This is a genomic window from Flavobacterium agrisoli (genome assembly GCF_016522065.1).
Lineage (GTDB): Bacteria > Bacteroidota > Bacteroidia > Flavobacteriales > Flavobacteriaceae > Flavobacterium > Flavobacterium agrisoli.
Map to the genome: position 1 here is coordinate 33,014 of NZ_JAEHFV010000009.1, position 15,823 is coordinate 48,836.

Sequence of the window (15,823 nt, forward strand, 5' to 3'; positions counted from 1 at the left end):
ACCGTTCATCTGGCCGTTAGCACATTGAGGCTAACTTTAATGTTCTCCAGAATTGATTACTTTCTCTAGTGTTTTAAAAGGGGTTTTTAGATTGATAAATGTGTTTGTATTGTGCTTCATAGTTTTGACTAAAGGTTATTTTACAAACTATTTTGAATTCATTAACCACTCATTAATGTCTTTATGGTTTTTATAAAGAAGACTTTTGTCTATGAATTTATCACTCCAGGAAAGAGCGCGTTGGGTACAATTTATTCCTGCAAAATCTCTATCAAGATAAAGTTCAATTTGAGAGTACGATTCCATAATTGGTCGAGCTCTTTCAAAGAATGAAACGGAATTTAAAATAATAAAATCCTGACTTGTTTTCTTATCGTTTTTGATCATTGTTTTGAAAGATAAAAAGTCTATAAAACCTTCAAAGACTGCAACTTTATTACTGCCATTTTTTAGGGTAGTAATATCTTTTGGTGAAGAGCTTGTTTTGAAATATATATTACGAATTTCAAAACCTCCAGAATTATTTTTAAAGCCAATTCCAAAATAGAATCTTCCACTGAGGTTGTAGTGAATTTCTAAACAATATTGTTTGGCGATTTCAATTGGAATTTTTCTTGTTTTGATATAGCTCAAAAGTGATGGAGTGGTGAGAGGATACTCTCCAGTTATTACGATTTTATTAATTGGAGGAAAGTTTTTACGTAAGGGTATAGGATCATGCTGTTGAAGAGAAAAATCAGCATTCAGAATTTGTAATAACTCGCTCACGGTACATTTGTGGTAAAGTATTCCAAAATCAATCAGGGTTCCTCCTTTGCCTAAACCGTGATCAAACCATAAATTGAGTTTTTTAGTTACCTTAAAAGAAGGTTGTTGCTCCATTCGTAAAGGAGAATTATACCAATACTCTAAGTTTCTAATCTGTGCAGGTTGAAACCCTAACGATGACAAGTAAAGGATTAGATCTATTTTTTTTGCTTCCTCTGTTGAAAGCTTTTCTTTTTTAAAACGCATCTCTTTCATTTTTCTCTTTAACATTCAGCTCAATGCTAATTTAAGGAACATAAATTATTAAAACGATCATAGGTAAATTTTAACCATGATCGTTGACGGAATTCAAAAGTTGACGAGTAGAAGCAGCTTTTATTATAACTTATTTTTTCAAAAGAAAAACGAAAAAAAGAAAGCCTTTTAAAATTGGATAATTGACAAAGTAAGTGCTATAAGTCCAGAAGGGTGGCAAGAGGAGGTACGAGTCTTGACATTATGCGCACTTAATTGGCAATTGTGCAATACCTTAGCTTACTTTTTATTCTTTTTAAAATGGATTTTTTACTCTGATTTTAAAAAGTCTTAGGAAAGTGTATGCTTAAAATCCCAACCAAATAGATCCAAAAAAGCATACTCTTTTAAAAAAAAAATATTTTAAAAATCGACAAAATTCTAACTTTTTCAGTTAGGTTTTTGTGGATCTCCTATGGGAAAAATACGTATTTTATAAATAAAAAAAAGCCTCACAAATCTGTAAGGCTCTTGAACTATTCGTCTATGCGACAGTAAATTATTTTTCTTTCAGCAACTTCTCTAAATAAGCCACTTTTTCTTTCTCAGCTTGAACAAGTCGCTCATAAAGCTCTATAATTTTTTCTACAGTATTAAAAGTAGGTTGATAATTCATCGAACTTGCAATTAAAGTAGAGTTGTCACTGCTCGTATTATGATATGTATTTCCTATAATATTAAATACTGCTTCGTCACTATAATTTTCGATCCCTTCAGTTGTGACACCTAGAGCTTCAGCAATTAAATTTAATTTTTCGGGGTCAATTGTTTCGCTTGTTTCAATATTAGAGACAGATTGCTGGCTAACACCAATAGCGATTGCTAATGCTTCTTGTTTCATCCCTCTAAGCTCTCTAATACGGCTGATATTTCTACCGATATGTTTTGGTTTTGTTGCTGTGCTCATAGTTCAAAGTTATTTAAAATTCTTTCAAAAAAAATGATTTGGTAAAATACAAGCCTGTTTTGGTAGGTTACAATTCGCAGTAGTTCGGTACGGTACAATCTATTACTTACTTGCTATGTGTTTAAAACAAAAATACAATTTTTCGGATAAGTATTAACAAAAATGGCATAATCATGAAAACGAAAGAAAAACTTTTATTTCCAAAACTTGAAAACGAGTTTTTAGATAACCTACTAGGACAACTGGTTAATAAACATAATGTTATTCAGATGTTTTTCACCAAAAATCCCTCGTCTAAGTTCTCCTATCTAATAATCCACATTGAAAGTAGTATTGATGCAAAGCAACTGCAACAAAATAAATGGGTAAGTAAAGTTAGAAGACTTTATCAAATAGTTGTCTTATTCATTTACTCTACAAGACTTCATCATCGATTTTCTTTAGGAGATCCATTTATTGAGCTTTATTGTCAATCTTCAGCTGTTATCTATCAGAATAATGGTTTTAAAAATTCACTTGTTAGTGGAAGGAATTGGGAAAAATACAAGAAAAGATTTAATACGTATAAAGACCGTTTTCATCATGATCACAACCTTTATAAGTCACACATACAAAATCTCATTTCAGAAGGTTCTTCAAACAGTATTTTTACTTCATATGAGAGATTGATTGGATTTGATCTAGACTATTTAGAAGAATTGTACTGTGGTAATAAATCTGGACTAAGTTTAGGTGAGAGGATTACTAATCTAATAGAATATGTTCCTGTTATTCAAAAATACTTTGTCAGAAGTAGTTACAGCAACTATTATCTTACTGATTTATTTAAAAAAGCAAAAGAAGCAACCGATGATGATGAGCTTATTTATAGAGATGAAATGTATGAAGCAGTTGGAATTGCGCAACAAAAGATTTTTCATCTTATTGAAGAGAGATTTGAGGAATTAAAAAAAAATGTAAAAAAAATACGATTTGAAAAACATGCAGTTTTATGTCAAACTCCCGATAAATCAAAAGATATAATTCTTAGTGCTGCAATAGAAGCAATTTTAAATTCGACTGAAGTTGAGGAAATTTACTTATTCCATCAAGTTACTTATGGTGAAAGAATAAGCTATTATCTAATGCTTATCGTTACAGTAGGAAATAATGAAAAAATAAAATCCATCTCTGAATCTCTCAAATATAAAACTGGAGATAAATATAATTTTGTTTTATTAAGCCACTCCCGCTATTGGATACAAAAAAACTTGTATCAATATCAAAGTTTTTTTGTCAGTATTGTAAAAAATGAATACTTGATATATTCAGCAAGTAAATATTTTGCTGAATTTCATTGGGAGACAAATCACGATCCTTATCACGCTGACTTATATTTCTATTATACGTCGACAAAAAATACTGCCTCGCAATTCTATACTATTGTCAATAATGCCGAAGAAAATTACCAAGGTTTAGACACGCTTTTTACCCTATTTTTTATATCATTTTGTAGAACATACATTTTTGTAAAGACGTATTACTTACCAAATGATTTATCTAATCAATCTTTATGGCAACTATGTGTCTACGCAGATTCCGATATAAGAAAGTATGATTATCTGTTAGAACAATTCTGGACTGATTTTTTTCCTTATCTAGATAAAAACATGCGTCTTTATCACAAGCTCATAAAACTAAATAAAGATGAGGTTAATCCGATGAATATCATCATTGACAAACTAATGAATGAATTAGACAATTTGATCATTAAGGGCGGGGTGCTGTCAAATTTTGAACAAAACTGAGCTGTTTTTATTTAATAATATTTAATCAAAAAATAAAATCATGGAAATAAATGAAATTGAAAAGCTAAAAATCATCACAAGATTAACCACAAGTTGTTTCACAACTTTGAGACCAAGTGACAGTGAAAATAGGATTAGCCGCGCTGAAATAAAAGTATATAATTATTATGAACTTGCTTCGATTATAAGAAACCTGATGAAACTATGTATTGTGGCTCTGGATCATGATGGTGCTGAAATTCCAAAAACAATTCAAAATCAATCAATTGATGTGGGTCTTATTCTGGGAATTGCTTTGCAGTTATTTCCAATTGATGAATTTGAACTACTAAACGAAATAAGAGAGTTGTTTCCACTAGAAAATGAAAATAGAAACAATAATAATGTATGATATCAATAGCTGTATCATAGCTGTATCATAGCTATATTTTGCTTATGATAATTTGCATCCAGTGATTTATCTTTATAACAATACATGATTGTTGAACAAAAAAGGCTAGAACAGTTCTTTTTTAAATGGAGAGGGAGATAAAATGAGAAATCAAGACAAGATTAAAAAAAGTAAAAGCGCATTGAATAAAGCTTTGAAGGTATTGAAAGCAAAAGAGGGATCTTTAAGTTCTGAACCACTAGAAAGAGTGTTCAGAGAATCTGTAGTGAATACAGAGAAGAAAGAAGATAAAGTTAAGAGTTTATCGATTTTGACCATCCCAGAAGTGGCTGCTAAATTAAATATTGCAAATCAAAGTACAGCTAAAAAATGGCTAGAAAGAAATGGTATTTTAATTCATAGATTTTCAAAACAGAATATCGTTTACGCAATTGAAGTCATATGCGAAATCGACAAACCTTTCGTGAGGTCTTTACGATTGAAATACCCCACAAAATGGAAAAAAATTTATAGGAATTTGGTTAAAGATCAGGATGCTTATGATCTTATGGTTTTGCAATTAGATGGTGAGTTCGACTTCGGTCCAACTACCAAGGTAAAAAGAAATTCAAGAGATGAGAAATTATATAATGACTTAATGAAATGAATAAGTTAGTACTGCCAAAGAACAAGTACAAAGGCATTAAGATTTATTGTAAAAAATGTAAAGTAGATAATCCTAGGTGTAAACATTTTGATAGCTTTTCCTATAGAGTAAGAGTCCATATTCCAGGAACTCAGAAAAGAATTAGGTCTAAAGTCTTGAAATCTAAGGTTTATAGCGATGCTGTAATTGAGGCTATCAATTTTGAAAAATACTTGATAGCTACCAATTATCAAACAATTGTTGTTGATTCATCGCATGGTAACGATTATTCAGTTGTTGACGCGATAATAAAGTATAACCATTACCTAAATGGTGAAAGCGAGTATGCTCAGTTTAAAAAAAACGTTACAGATGAACATCGGAAGGAATTGATACGATTTTGTAAATATTTTGCTCAGTCATTAAAGAAAAGTAAAAATATTGAGTCAACAAGAATTATAGATGTTACTAGACAAGACGTTTCGGATTTTTATTTATGGGCTGACAATCATTATAGTCCGAAAACTTTCAATAAATGTTTGAATGGAGTAAAAAGTTTTTTTGAATTCCTTATCGATATTGAAGAGATTGAGATGAAGAACCCTTTTCGAAAATACTCACGAAAACACATAAGGAAGGCAAATATTGATTCTGTCACCAGAGAAGAATTTAAAGCAATTCTGAAGGCAGTTGACACGTATGATCCTGTTCTTGTTTTAGGAGGTAGAGGAGAACGAAAAAATATGTTTAAGCCTTATTTGAAAGATGGATTTAGATTGTTCTTGTTAACGGGGGGAAGACGAGAGGAAATAGTTGATTTAAAATGGTCGGATATTTATGAATCGGTTAGTGGTGTGAAATTTTTTAGAATTCAAAATTTAAAAGTGGCAAGAAGCCGTAATATAGATGGGTTATACAAGTACATTCCGATAAATTCTGATTTGTTTGATTTGCTAATGGAGATGGGATTTCATGAAAAAAAACATACAGATGATTATATATTAGAACCTGAAAGAAAAGTTCAATCAAAAACAATTATGGATTCACTTTCAAAATCATTCACCCATTATAAAAATGGAGCAGGCATCAAAAAAGAGATTAGTTTGAAGAATTTAAGGAAAACTTATATCACTTGGGTACATCAAGTAATGCAAAAAGAAACAGGGTTGCTAACTTCTCATTCGACTACTAAGGTACTAGAATCGTATTATATAGATCCTCAAATTTTATCAGTAGTTGAAAAAGGGGCTGTTGAAATAAAAATATTTGGAGAAGATTCCTCACTCTAATACCTCACTTTTTTTCTTAAGGTCGACTCATTTTTTTGAGTTTATTCCAATAAAAAACCCTTAAACAGTTGATGTTTAAGGGTTTGTTTTTGTAGCGAAGACGGGAGTTGAACCCGTGACCTCAGGGTTATGAATCCTGCGCTCTAACCAACTGAGCTACCTCGCCATTTCAATAAGTAATCTTGATCCTTATTGCGGGTGCAAATATAGAAATAATATTATAGCGTACAAACATAATTTAAAGAAAAAAAAATATTTTTGAAAATGCTTTTTTTATGTAGTAATATTCTATATATTTCCAAAAAATTAAATGTAGCACATGGATCAAAAAGTACGTTACGAAATAGAGTTCCCTATAAATTCATCACCGCAATTATTGTATCAATATATATCTACTCCATCAGGACTTTCAGAATGGTTTGCTGATAATGTAAATTCAAGAGGCGAGTTTTTTACCTTCATTTGGAACGATTCCGAAGAAAAAGCACGATTAGCATCCAAGAAAGCAGGTGAAAAAGTAAAATTCAAATGGGTTGATGCTAATAACAAAGATTCAGAGTATTTTTTCGAACTGCATATTTTAGTAGACGAAATTACCAAAGATGTTTCCTTAATGGTGGTTGATTTTGCCGAGCAAGACGAAATAGGAGAAGCTAAACAATTGTGGGAGAACCAAGTTTCCGATTTAAAACATCTTATCGGTTCTGTTTAGAAAAGTCTTTTTTATAACTTATATTTGCCCTGAATCAATTTTCAGGGTTTTTTTATGATTAATTTTAACGGTACCATTACACAAGAAGATAATATTTTAACTCATAACCGAGCATTTTTATACGGAGATGGCGTTTTTGAAACAGTTAAAATTACTGATAATAAAGTTTTGTTTCTTGAAGATCATTATTTTAGATTGATGTCTTCTATGCGAATTGTACGAATGGAAATTCCGATGTTTTTTACTATGGAATTTTTTGAAGAGCAGATTTTATCTTTAGCAAATGAACAAGGAATTGCCAAAGGAGCTCGCGCTCGAATTACCGTTTTCCGTAATAATGGCGGATTATATTTGCCAACTACGAACAACGTTTCCTATTTAATTCAAGCAACTCGGCTTGATAGTCCGCAGTACGAAACCTTTTCGAATGCGTACGAAGTCGATTTATACAAGGATTTTTATGTTACCAAACAGTTGCTGTCCTCTATAAAATCGACAAATAAAATAATAAATATCACAGCAAGTATTTATGCAAGCGAAAATGCATTAGATAATTGCTTGTTGCTTAATGATAGTAAAAATGTAATCGAGGCTTTACAGGGCAATTTATTTATGGTATCGGGTAATCGAATTGTAACTCCTCCAGTATCAGAAGGCTGTTTAAACGGCGTAATGCGTAAACAAATTATCGCATTACTTAAAAAAGAATCTCATTTGGAATTTGCTGAAGAAATGATTTCACCATTTGATCTTCAAAAGGCAGATGAATTATTTGTGACCAACGTAATCATGGGAATTCGTCCGATTACAAAATACAGAAAAAAAGAGTTTGTTACTACTACGGCTCGCTATTTAGTTCAAAAACTAAATGAAAGTTTAGCGTAAATTAATTTAAATACGGGTTTTCGGGCGCATTCGACCAAATCAGGTAATCGCCGCCTAACTCTAGCAATTGCTCTCTCCAGAAATGGGTGGTTGATTTACCAATAATTTTATTTTTGTAATTATTATCGGTAATAATCCAGGAGTTCTCTTGCATTTCGTTCTCTAATTGTTTTTCGTCCCAACCCGTGTATCCTAGAAAAAAGCGGATATTACTTTTGTTAATAGTTCCTGTATTAATCAATTCTTTGGTAGACTCAAAATCGCCTCCCCAATAAATACCATTAGAAATTTCTACACTATTCGGAATCAGATCCGGAATGTTGTGTATAAAATAAAGATTATCTTGCTCTACAGGACCTCCATTGTATATCTTGAATGAAGCATTTATCTCAGGGATTAAATCATTAATAGTATATTTTAAAGGTTTATTAATGATGAATCCTATCGAGCCTTCTTTATTGTGATCTGCTAATAAAATTACCGATCTATTAAAAGATAGATCTCCAATTATAGAAGGTTCAGCAATGAGAAGGTGTCCTTTTTTTAATTTTTCTGAAATCATACGGCTACAATTTTTATTAAATTTAACAATAATTTTTTTAAAAACCGAAAATAAATCGGTAAACCGTAAAAAAAAACCTTCCATTAGGAAGGTTTATATATTTTGGGGTCAAATCTTTTTTTAGTTTACAGCACCTTCTAATTCAGCACCAGCTTTAAACTTAACAACGTTTTTAGCAGCGATTTGAATTGTTTTCCCAGTTTGTGGATTTCTACCATCTCTTGCAGCTCTTGAAGAAACTGACCAAGATCCAAAACCTACTAAAGAAACTTTACCACCTTTTTTCAAAGTAGCTCCTACGTTTCCTAAAAATGATTCTAAAGCTAACTTAGCAGCAGCTTTTGTAATTCCTGCGTCAGCAGCGATAGCATCGATTAATTCAGACTTGTTCATAATAATTAGTTATTAATTGTTGGTTAAAAAAAAATTGTCTACACACAAATTTAGTAGGAAATCTGTTCCTTGCAAGTATTTTGTTCGATTTTACGGCTGATTGTTAATAACTTGCTTTATTTGTTCATAAAGCCGTTCTTTTTTACCTTAAAATGAGTCTTAAAGCCCTATTTTGTTGGGTTTAATATACTTTTGCTTGTTCAGAAAAACGTACTCCATTTAATAATTCAACAGTTTTCATTCTCTTTTTTCCAGGAAGCTGTACACTAAGTATTTTAATAAAACCACCCGTAATAGCTACACTGATTTCTTTTTTATTACTTATAACAGTTCCTATAGTATAATCGTGATTTTCCTGAAAAAATTGTGCTTCGTATATTTTTATGGCAATTGCATCACCTTCATCTTGTAAAAAACACCACGCGGCAGGGTAGGGGCTTAACCCTCGAATTAAATTAATTATAGTATTACCATTTGCATTCCAATCAATTTTACAATTTTCTTTATTCAATTTATAAGCCGTTTTCAACTCGGCTGTATCTTCTTGAATAGTTAGTGTAACTTCGTTTTGTTCAATTTTTTGTAAAGTATTCAAAACGGTTTGACTGCCAAGTTGCATCAACTTGTCATGTAATTCACCTGCATTTTCAGTAGGGGTAATTGGCGTTTCGGCGCTAAGTATAAGGGCTCCTGTATCAATTTTATCATCAATAAAAAAAGTAGTAACTCCGGTTTTAGTTTCGCCGTTAATGATTGCCCAATTAATCGGTGCCGCTCCTCTGTAATCGGGTAATAGGGAGGCATGTAAGTTAAAAGTGCCTAATTCGGGCATTTCCCAAACTACTTTAGGCAGCATTCTAAAGGCAACAACGATTTGTAAATTGGCATTGAGTGCTTTTAAATCGTTTAAAAATGCTTCGTCTTTTAGATTAATAGGCTGTAAAAGAGGTAAATTATGTGCCAACGCATATTCTTTAACAGCCGAATATTTTATTTTTTGACCACGACCCGCAGGTTTGTCGGCGGCAGTAATAACGCCTGCTATTTCGTAGTTGTGATTTAAAATGGTGTCCAAAATGCCAACGGCAAATTCGGGAGTTCCCATAAATACAATTCGTAATTTTGTCATTATTTCTTTAAGGTGTATTTGTTATTTGGTAAAATTTTTATTTTGTCATCTTCTAAAAGTTCTTGTAAGGCCTTGACAATTTCGGCATCTTTGAATTTGATTTGAGAACTGATAGTTCTGGAATCCAAATCTTGATTTTTTAGCAAATTTACAATTACTGATTGAATCTCGCTGTTAGAAACAGGTTGTTCTTTTTTGGTGATGCAATAGGAGCAAATTTGGCAATCTTCGGAGTTGGTTTCGCCAAAATAAGCCAACAACAAGCGACTTTTGCAAAAATCTTGTTTTTCTATATAATGAAGTACGCTTTGTAAGTGTTCTCTTTTTTGAAGATTTTGCTTTTCTAAATATTTGATTACCCTACTAATGGTGTGTTCGTCCTCGCGAACTTCATTGAATAAAATGTTGGCGTCGTTATCTTTGGCTTTAAAATTGACAATATCGCGTTCTTTCAATTTGTGTAAAACGGCTATTACTTCATTTTCGGATGCATTTGCTTTTTTTGCAATTAAAGCGGTGTTGATGGCTGTTTTAATTTCATAAATGCCAGGATAAGTACGTAAAATAGTTAAAATAATTTCTTCGTCATTAGGGTTTAGACTGATGTAACGAATCACTTCTTTCGATTCGATTAAAAATTGAAGGGTTATTTTTTCTGAATATTCTTGGGATAGCGTAATAATGCCTTGTTTGTCTAAAAATTGTAAAGCATTATAGGTTTTAAGGGTTGGAAAATTGTATTTGTTGCAAAACCGATTCAAATTGAAAGAGAATTGCTCGTTTATTCCTTCTCCATAAGCAATTTGAAACGAGTTACAGAGTTTGATAAATAACGTATTTAAAAAAGCTTTATCGGGTAAACTGTCAATAAATTGCGATTTTGCTTGTAACGCATCCGAAGTGTTGGTCAGAATAATCGAAAAAGCTTTGTCACCATTTCGTCCGGCTCTTCCTGCTTCTTGGTAGTAATTTTCAATATTTTCGGGTAATTGGGTATGAATGACCGTTTTTACATTTGGTTTGTCAATTCCCATTCCAAAGGCATTCGTAGCAACCATTACTTGTACGTCTTCATTTAGCCACAAATTCATGTGTTTTTCCTTTTCTCGAGCACTTAAACCGCCATGGTAAAAAGTAGCGGTAAAGCCCACCGATTGTAATTGTTCTGATAAAGTGAGGCAAGATTTACGATTTCGAACATATAAAATGGAAGGTTCTGGATTTTTTTGTAAAATTTTTTGAGCTAAATGCATTTTGTCATCCACATTAAAAACCATATAAGCAAGGTTTTTTCGGGCAAAGGACTGCAGGAAACAGTTTGGTTTTTGCAATCCTAACAATTCTTGAATATCATGTTGAACGGCAGGAGTAGCAGTGGCAGTTAAGGCAATAAAAGGAGTTTTAGGAAAATGTTTTTTTAAAGTTGAAATTTTTAAATAAGCAGGTCTAAAATCGTGGCCCCATTGCGATACGCAATGTGCTTCATCAATTGCAATGAGGTTTATTGGTAGGTTTTTAATTCGATCTAAAACCCAGTCTTGTTGCAATCGCTCGGGTGAAAGGTATAAAAACTTGTAATTTCCGTATTGGCAATTATCTAATAAATCAATTAATTCGTCTGTTCGGATGCCGCCGGTAAGTGCAATAGCTTTAATGTCGCGTTTTTGTAAATTGGCAACTTGATCTTTCATCAAGGCGACCAAAGGCGAAATAACCAAACAAATGCCTTCTTTTAGTAATGCAGGAACCTGAAAGCAGATTGATTTTCCACCGCCAGTTGGTAAAATGGCCAAAGTATCTTCGCCTTTCTGTACCGATTCAATAATTTCTTTCTGTAAAGGTCTAAAAGAATCGTGTTTCCAGTATTTTTGTAAAATAGCTAATGCTTCGGGCATTATAGGTCGGTTTTAAAGTTATAAATTTAGAAATCAGTTTCTTGGTTTATACTTTATCACTGCTCGCTAAATTTTATCTAAGATAAAAAGAATTCTGTTAGAAACGGTATCTTTTGGGACTTCAATCAACTCATACCCGTATTTTTGATAGGTTTTTACCAAATGTTTGTAGATAGTCGTGGCTTGTTCAAAATTTTCGTAGCGTTCACCATCACTTTGATAGATTTCTTCCCAAGGCGGGAGCAAAAATATTTTAGAGTACTTGCATTCTTCGCAAGCGGCAGCAAAACGTTCGGGGTATAAATCGCCTATGAAATCCATATACGCTACCACATCAGGAATGCCACGGTCTATAAAAACAATTTCATGAGGTTCTTGTAGGGCATTGTGAAATTGGTTAATCCTTCCTTCCAAAAGTTTTTCGCTAAATAACAACGGATTTTCTAAAAACAACTGCTCAATTCCTAGTCTTTGTGCCTCGAGAGTGACTTCTCTTGAAATTTCGGGATAACAACAATAACCCTGTGCTTTTAATCCTTCGATAATGGTCGATTTTCCGGTGCCAGGCCCTCCAATGATAACTATAATTTCTTTTTGCACTTTCTAAAAATAAAGGGCAAATTTACCTAAACTTATTCAGAATTGAAAAGTTTATTTTGAAGCAATTTTCAGGCGACTAATTTTAAACAAAAGATAGTTTTGAAAGTAGTTTTTTTAAGATTAAATAGCAGTTTTTAGATTGTAGGGTGAATGAAATGGGTAATTTAAGTGTTGTTTCTAGAAAGGAACAGAATTTACGCACAGTTGGTAATGCCGTATAAAATAAGCATTTGAGTTTTTAATATATCTAAAATCAAAACTGTATATTTGCTAATATTTTTAATAGAAAATGGATAACGAAAAAGATAAAAAAACAGCCGAGTTTTACGAAAGATTAAAAACAGAACTGGACAATAGCAATACTTGGCCTGCCGAGTATTTATACAAATTTATTGTGCCATCGGTTGGAGATAATGTAGAGCGAGTAGAAAAAGCATTTGATAATTTAGGTGCTGTTATTAAAACTACACAATCTAAAACAGGAAAATTCACCAGCGTTTCTATTGATGTTACCATGAAAAGTTCTGATGATATTATCAATAAATACAAAGAAGTATCAACCATAGAAGGGATTGTGTCCTTATAAATTTATGAATTCAAAATATATAAAAGAGAATGCTAATGATGTGGTTTCGAATTTGGAATACAATTCGGAAAGGCAGCATTTGATTATTCCCGAATATGGTCGTCATTTACAAAAATTGATTGATCAAGCCACAGAAATCGAAGACGATCAAACTCGAAACAAAGCGGCAAAATACATCATTCAGGTAATGGGAACTTTAAATCCGCATTTGCGAGATGTGCCCGATTTTCAGCATAAACTATGGGATCAATTGTTTATCATGTCCGATTTTAAACTCAATGTTGAATCGCCTTATCCAATTCCTTCTCGCGAAGTTTTACAATTGAAACCCGATCCTTTAGCGTATCCACAGAATTTTCCAAAATACCGTTATTATGGTAACAACATCAAATACATGATTGATGTGGCTAATAAATGGGAAGAAGGCGAAATGAAAAGTGCTTTGATAATGGTCATTGCCAACCACATGAAAAAATCGTATTTAAGTTGGAATAAAGATACGGTTAAAGATGATGTAATTTTTGAACATTTATACGAACTTTCGGGCGGAAAAATCAATATGTTGCAAAGCACCGAAGAACTTTTAAATACCACCGATTTATTACGAACAAACAAAAGAACATCTAATAAAATTAGTTCGAATAACCAACAAAAGGTGCAAAATAATAAGAACAAAGGGCCACAAAAGAATAAAACGTTTCAAAAAAACAATCAAAAATAAGTAGACCATTTTGGTAGACATAAAATAAAAAAACTCAAATTTCAATCTAAATATGGGAGTATTTAAAATAGAAGGAGGCGTTCCTTTAAAAGGCGAAATCACACCTCAAGGTGCCAAAAATGAAGCATTGCAAATTTTGTGTGCCGTACTTTTAACATCAGAAAAAGTTAGAATTAACAATATTCCTGATATTATTGATATTAATAAATTAATTACGCTTTTAGGTCACCTAGGGGTGAAAATCCAACGAAACAGTCCAAGTTCCATCACTTTTCAATCGGATGAAATAAATGTAAGTTATCTCGAAACCGAAGCTTTTAAGCAAGAAGGTGGTGCTTTACGTGGTTCTATCATGATTGTGGGACCTTTGTTAGCTCGTTTTGGAAAAGGTTATATTCCAAAACCGGGTGGTGATAAAATTGGGCGTCGTCGTTTGGATACACACTTTGAAGGATTTATTAATTTGGGAGCCAAATTTAGATACAACCGCGAAGATCATTTTTATGGTGTAGAAACAACTAAAGACGGTTTACAAGGAACCGATATGTTGCTAGACGAAGCCTCGGTAACGGGTACTGCCAACATTGTTATGGCGGCGGTTTTAGCAAAAGGCACTACGACTATTTACAACGCGGCTTGCGAACCCTATTTGCAACAATTGTGTAAGATGTTAAACGGTATGGGGGCAAAAATTACCGGAGTTGGTTCGAATTTGTTAACTATAGAAGGAGTGGAGTCTTTAGGTGGTTGCGAACATACCATTTTGCCAGATATGATCGAAATTGGATCTTGGATTGGTTTAGCAGCAATGACCCGTAGCGAAATTACCATTAAAAATGTGAGTTGGGAAAATTTAGGATTAATTCCAAATACCTTCAGAAAACTCGGAATTACACTTGAGAAAAAAGGCGACGATATTTATATTCCGGCTCATAAAAACGGATATGAAGTAAAAACTGATATTGACGGTTCTATTCTAACTATTGCCGATGCGCCTTGGCCTGGTTTTACACCGGATTTGTTAAGTATCGTTTTGGTGGTGGCTACACAAGCAAAAGGCGATGTGTTGATTCACCAAAAAATGTTCGAAAGCCGTTTGTTCTTTGTGGATAAATTAATCGATATGGGGGCTAAAATCATGTTATGCGATCCCCATCGTGCTGTTGTAATGGGACATAATTTCGAGTCACAGTTAAAGGCAACTACCATGTCTTCGCCCGATATACGTGCAGGAATTTCGTTGCTAATTGCAGCTTTATCGGCAAAAGGAACTAGTACCATTCAAAATATCGAGCAAATTGATCGCGGTTACGAACGAATTGACGAGCGATTAAGAGCTATTGGAGCAAAGATTGTAAGAGCTTAAATGCCATTATGACAAATGAACAAAAAGCAATAAAAGCAATGTACTTTAGCATTATAGGAAACACCTGCCTGGCCTTTATAAAAGGATTGGCAGGTTTTTTTGGCAATTCGTATGCGCTTATTGCAGATGCAATCGAATCGACTACCGATATTTTAGGTTCGTTTTTGGTTTTATTCGGAATAAAATATGCCAATAAACCGGCTGATGAGAATCATCCTTACGGACACGGTCGAGCCGAACCGCTGATCACGTTTTTGGTGGTTGGTTTTTTGATAACCTCGGCAACTATCATTGCATACGAAAGTATTTTGAACATTCAACATCCGCACGATTTACCCAAACCTTGGACATTAATTGTGTTAAGTGCCATTATTATTTGGAAAGAATTTTCGTTTCAAAAAGTGATGAAACGGGGCAAAGAAACCAATAGTTCTGCTCTTAAAGCCGATGCTTGGCACCACCGAAGCGATGCAATTACCTCTATAGCGGCTTTTTTGGGTATTTTGATTGCTTTAGTAATGGGAAAAGGATACGAATCGGCTGATGATTGGGCAGCGCTTTTTGCGGCTGCTTTTATTTTATACAACAGTTATAAAATTTTCCGACCGGCTTTGGGCGAAATTATGGATGAAAACTTGAATGAAGATTTGATTGAGGAAATCCGCAACAAATCGAGGGAAGTAGAAGGAATCATCGCAACCGAAAAATGTTTTATTCGAAAAGCAGGAATGCAATACCACGTAGATTTGCACGCCATTGTAGATGCTAAAATTACGGTTAAAGAAGGTCACGATTTAGCTCACAAACTAAAAGACCGATTGCAAACTGAAATTCCAGAATTAGGAAATGTTCTCATACACATTGAACCAGACTAATACCAGAAATAATAAAAAAGCCGAACTAAAATTCGGCT

17 protein-coding genes and 1 tRNA gene are annotated in these 15,823 nt (G+C 33.1%); 10 read left to right on the plus strand and 8 right to left on the minus strand.

Annotated elements, in window-relative coordinates; translation table 11 throughout:
* Window positions 1-147: 147 nt before the first annotated feature.
* Complete coding sequence (locus I5M07_RS15155; RefSeq protein ID WP_233622082.1) at window positions 148-1,023, minus strand: toprim domain-containing protein; 876 nt, start codon at window positions 1,021-1,023, stop codon at window positions 148-150.
* A 538-nt stretch (window positions 1,024-1,561) separates the two neighbouring features.
* Window positions 1,562-1,969 carry a helix-turn-helix domain-containing protein gene (locus I5M07_RS15160; protein WP_200107294.1) on the minus strand — a complete coding sequence of 136 codons (408 nt, stop codon included), beginning with the start codon at window positions 1,967-1,969 and terminating at the stop codon, window positions 1,562-1,564.
* 173 nt (window positions 1,970-2,142) lie between these two features.
* On the opposite strand from I5M07_RS15160, the gene I5M07_RS15165 reads away from it, so the two are divergent.
* From I5M07_RS15165 to I5M07_RS15180, 4 genes are all read left to right on the plus strand, one after another.
* Complete coding sequence (locus tag I5M07_RS15165; protein ID WP_200107295.1) at window positions 2,143-3,756, plus strand: hypothetical protein; 1,614 nt, start codon at window positions 2,143-2,145, stop codon at window positions 3,754-3,756.
* Between the two features lie 40 nt (window positions 3,757-3,796).
* On the plus strand, window positions 3,797-4,147 hold the full coding sequence (locus tag I5M07_RS15170; protein WP_200107296.1) for a hypothetical protein: 351 nt from the start codon (window positions 3,797-3,799) through the stop codon (window positions 4,145-4,147).
* Between the two features lie 142 nt (window positions 4,148-4,289).
* Window positions 4,290-4,793, plus strand: coding sequence for a hypothetical protein (locus I5M07_RS15175; RefSeq protein ID WP_200107297.1), 504 nt, complete (start codon window positions 4,290-4,292; stop codon window positions 4,791-4,793).
* Complete coding sequence (locus tag I5M07_RS15180; RefSeq protein WP_200107298.1) at window positions 4,790-6,061, plus strand: tyrosine-type recombinase/integrase; 1,272 nt, start codon at window positions 4,790-4,792, stop codon at window positions 6,059-6,061. The genes I5M07_RS15175 and I5M07_RS15180 overlap by 4 nt, the downstream gene beginning before the upstream one ends.
* A gap of 92 nt (window positions 6,062-6,153) precedes the next feature.
* Here I5M07_RS15180 and I5M07_RS15185 read toward each other — a convergent pair.
* Window positions 6,154-6,227 (minus strand) — tRNA-Met (locus I5M07_RS15185).
* A 153-nt stretch (window positions 6,228-6,380) separates the two neighbouring features.
* Between I5M07_RS15185 and I5M07_RS15190 the strand changes: the two genes are divergently transcribed.
* Both I5M07_RS15190 and I5M07_RS15195 read left to right on the plus strand, forming a co-directional pair.
* Window positions 6,381-6,773 (plus strand): START-like domain-containing protein, encoded by a 393-nt coding sequence (locus I5M07_RS15190; RefSeq protein ID WP_200107299.1) that lies wholly within the window; start codon window positions 6,381-6,383, stop codon window positions 6,771-6,773.
* A gap of 54 nt (window positions 6,774-6,827) precedes the next feature.
* Window positions 6,828-7,658: an aminotransferase class IV gene (locus I5M07_RS15195; protein WP_200107300.1), complete on the plus strand. Its 831-nt coding sequence runs from the start codon at window positions 6,828-6,830 to the stop codon at window positions 7,656-7,658.
* Window position 7,659: 1 nt separating this feature from the next.
* Here I5M07_RS15195 and I5M07_RS15200 read toward each other — a convergent pair whose 3' ends face one another.
* The 5 genes from I5M07_RS15200 to I5M07_RS15220 all read right to left on the minus strand — a co-directional run bounded on the left by I5M07_RS15200 (window position 7,660) and on the right by I5M07_RS15220 (window position 12,237).
* Window positions 7,660-8,220, minus strand: a complete 561-nt coding sequence (locus tag I5M07_RS15200; RefSeq protein ID WP_200107301.1) for a YqgE/AlgH family protein — start codon at window positions 8,218-8,220, stop codon at window positions 7,660-7,662.
* A gap of 120 nt (window positions 8,221-8,340) precedes the next feature.
* Complete coding sequence (locus tag I5M07_RS15205; protein WP_200107302.1) at window positions 8,341-8,613, minus strand: HU family DNA-binding protein; 273 nt, start codon at window positions 8,611-8,613, stop codon at window positions 8,341-8,343.
* 181 nt (window positions 8,614-8,794) lie between these two features.
* On the minus strand, window positions 8,795-9,742 hold the full coding sequence (gene fmt / locus I5M07_RS15210) for a methionyl-tRNA formyltransferase (protein WP_200107303.1): 948 nt from the start codon (window positions 9,740-9,742) through the stop codon (window positions 8,795-8,797).
* Window positions 9,742-11,637, minus strand: a complete 1,896-nt coding sequence (locus I5M07_RS15215) for a RecQ family ATP-dependent DNA helicase (protein WP_200107304.1) — start codon at window positions 11,635-11,637, stop codon at window positions 9,742-9,744. Before I5M07_RS15215 ends, fmt begins: the two co-directional genes overlap by 1 nt.
* A gap of 66 nt (window positions 11,638-11,703) precedes the next feature.
* Complete coding sequence (locus I5M07_RS15220) at window positions 11,704-12,237, minus strand: AAA family ATPase (RefSeq protein WP_200107305.1); 534 nt, start codon at window positions 12,235-12,237, stop codon at window positions 11,704-11,706.
* Window positions 12,238-12,526: 289 nt separating this feature from the next.
* Between I5M07_RS15220 and I5M07_RS15225 the strand changes: the two genes are divergently transcribed.
* Genes I5M07_RS15225 through I5M07_RS15240 form a run of 4 tightly spaced genes read left to right on the plus strand, consistent with a single transcriptional unit; the run spans window position 12,527 to window position 15,785 of the window.
* Window positions 12,527-12,823 (plus strand): DUF493 family protein, encoded by a 297-nt coding sequence (locus I5M07_RS15225; RefSeq protein WP_200107306.1) that lies wholly within the window; start codon window positions 12,527-12,529, stop codon window positions 12,821-12,823.
* 4 nt (window positions 12,824-12,827) lie between these two features.
* Window positions 12,828-13,544, plus strand: coding sequence for a DUF4290 domain-containing protein (locus tag I5M07_RS15230; protein ID WP_200107307.1), 717 nt, complete (start codon window positions 12,828-12,830; stop codon window positions 13,542-13,544).
* A 52-nt stretch (window positions 13,545-13,596) separates the two neighbouring features.
* The gene (gene murA, locus I5M07_RS15235; protein ID WP_200107308.1) at window positions 13,597-14,910 is read left to right on the plus strand and encodes a UDP-N-acetylglucosamine 1-carboxyvinyltransferase; all 1,314 of its coding nucleotides are present in this window, start codon (window positions 13,597-13,599) and stop codon (window positions 14,908-14,910) included.
* Window positions 14,911-14,918: 8 nt separating this feature from the next.
* Window positions 14,919-15,785 (plus strand): cation diffusion facilitator family transporter, encoded by an 867-nt coding sequence (locus I5M07_RS15240; RefSeq protein WP_200107309.1) that lies wholly within the window; start codon window positions 14,919-14,921, stop codon window positions 15,783-15,785.
* Window positions 15,786-15,823: the final 38 nt, after the last annotated feature.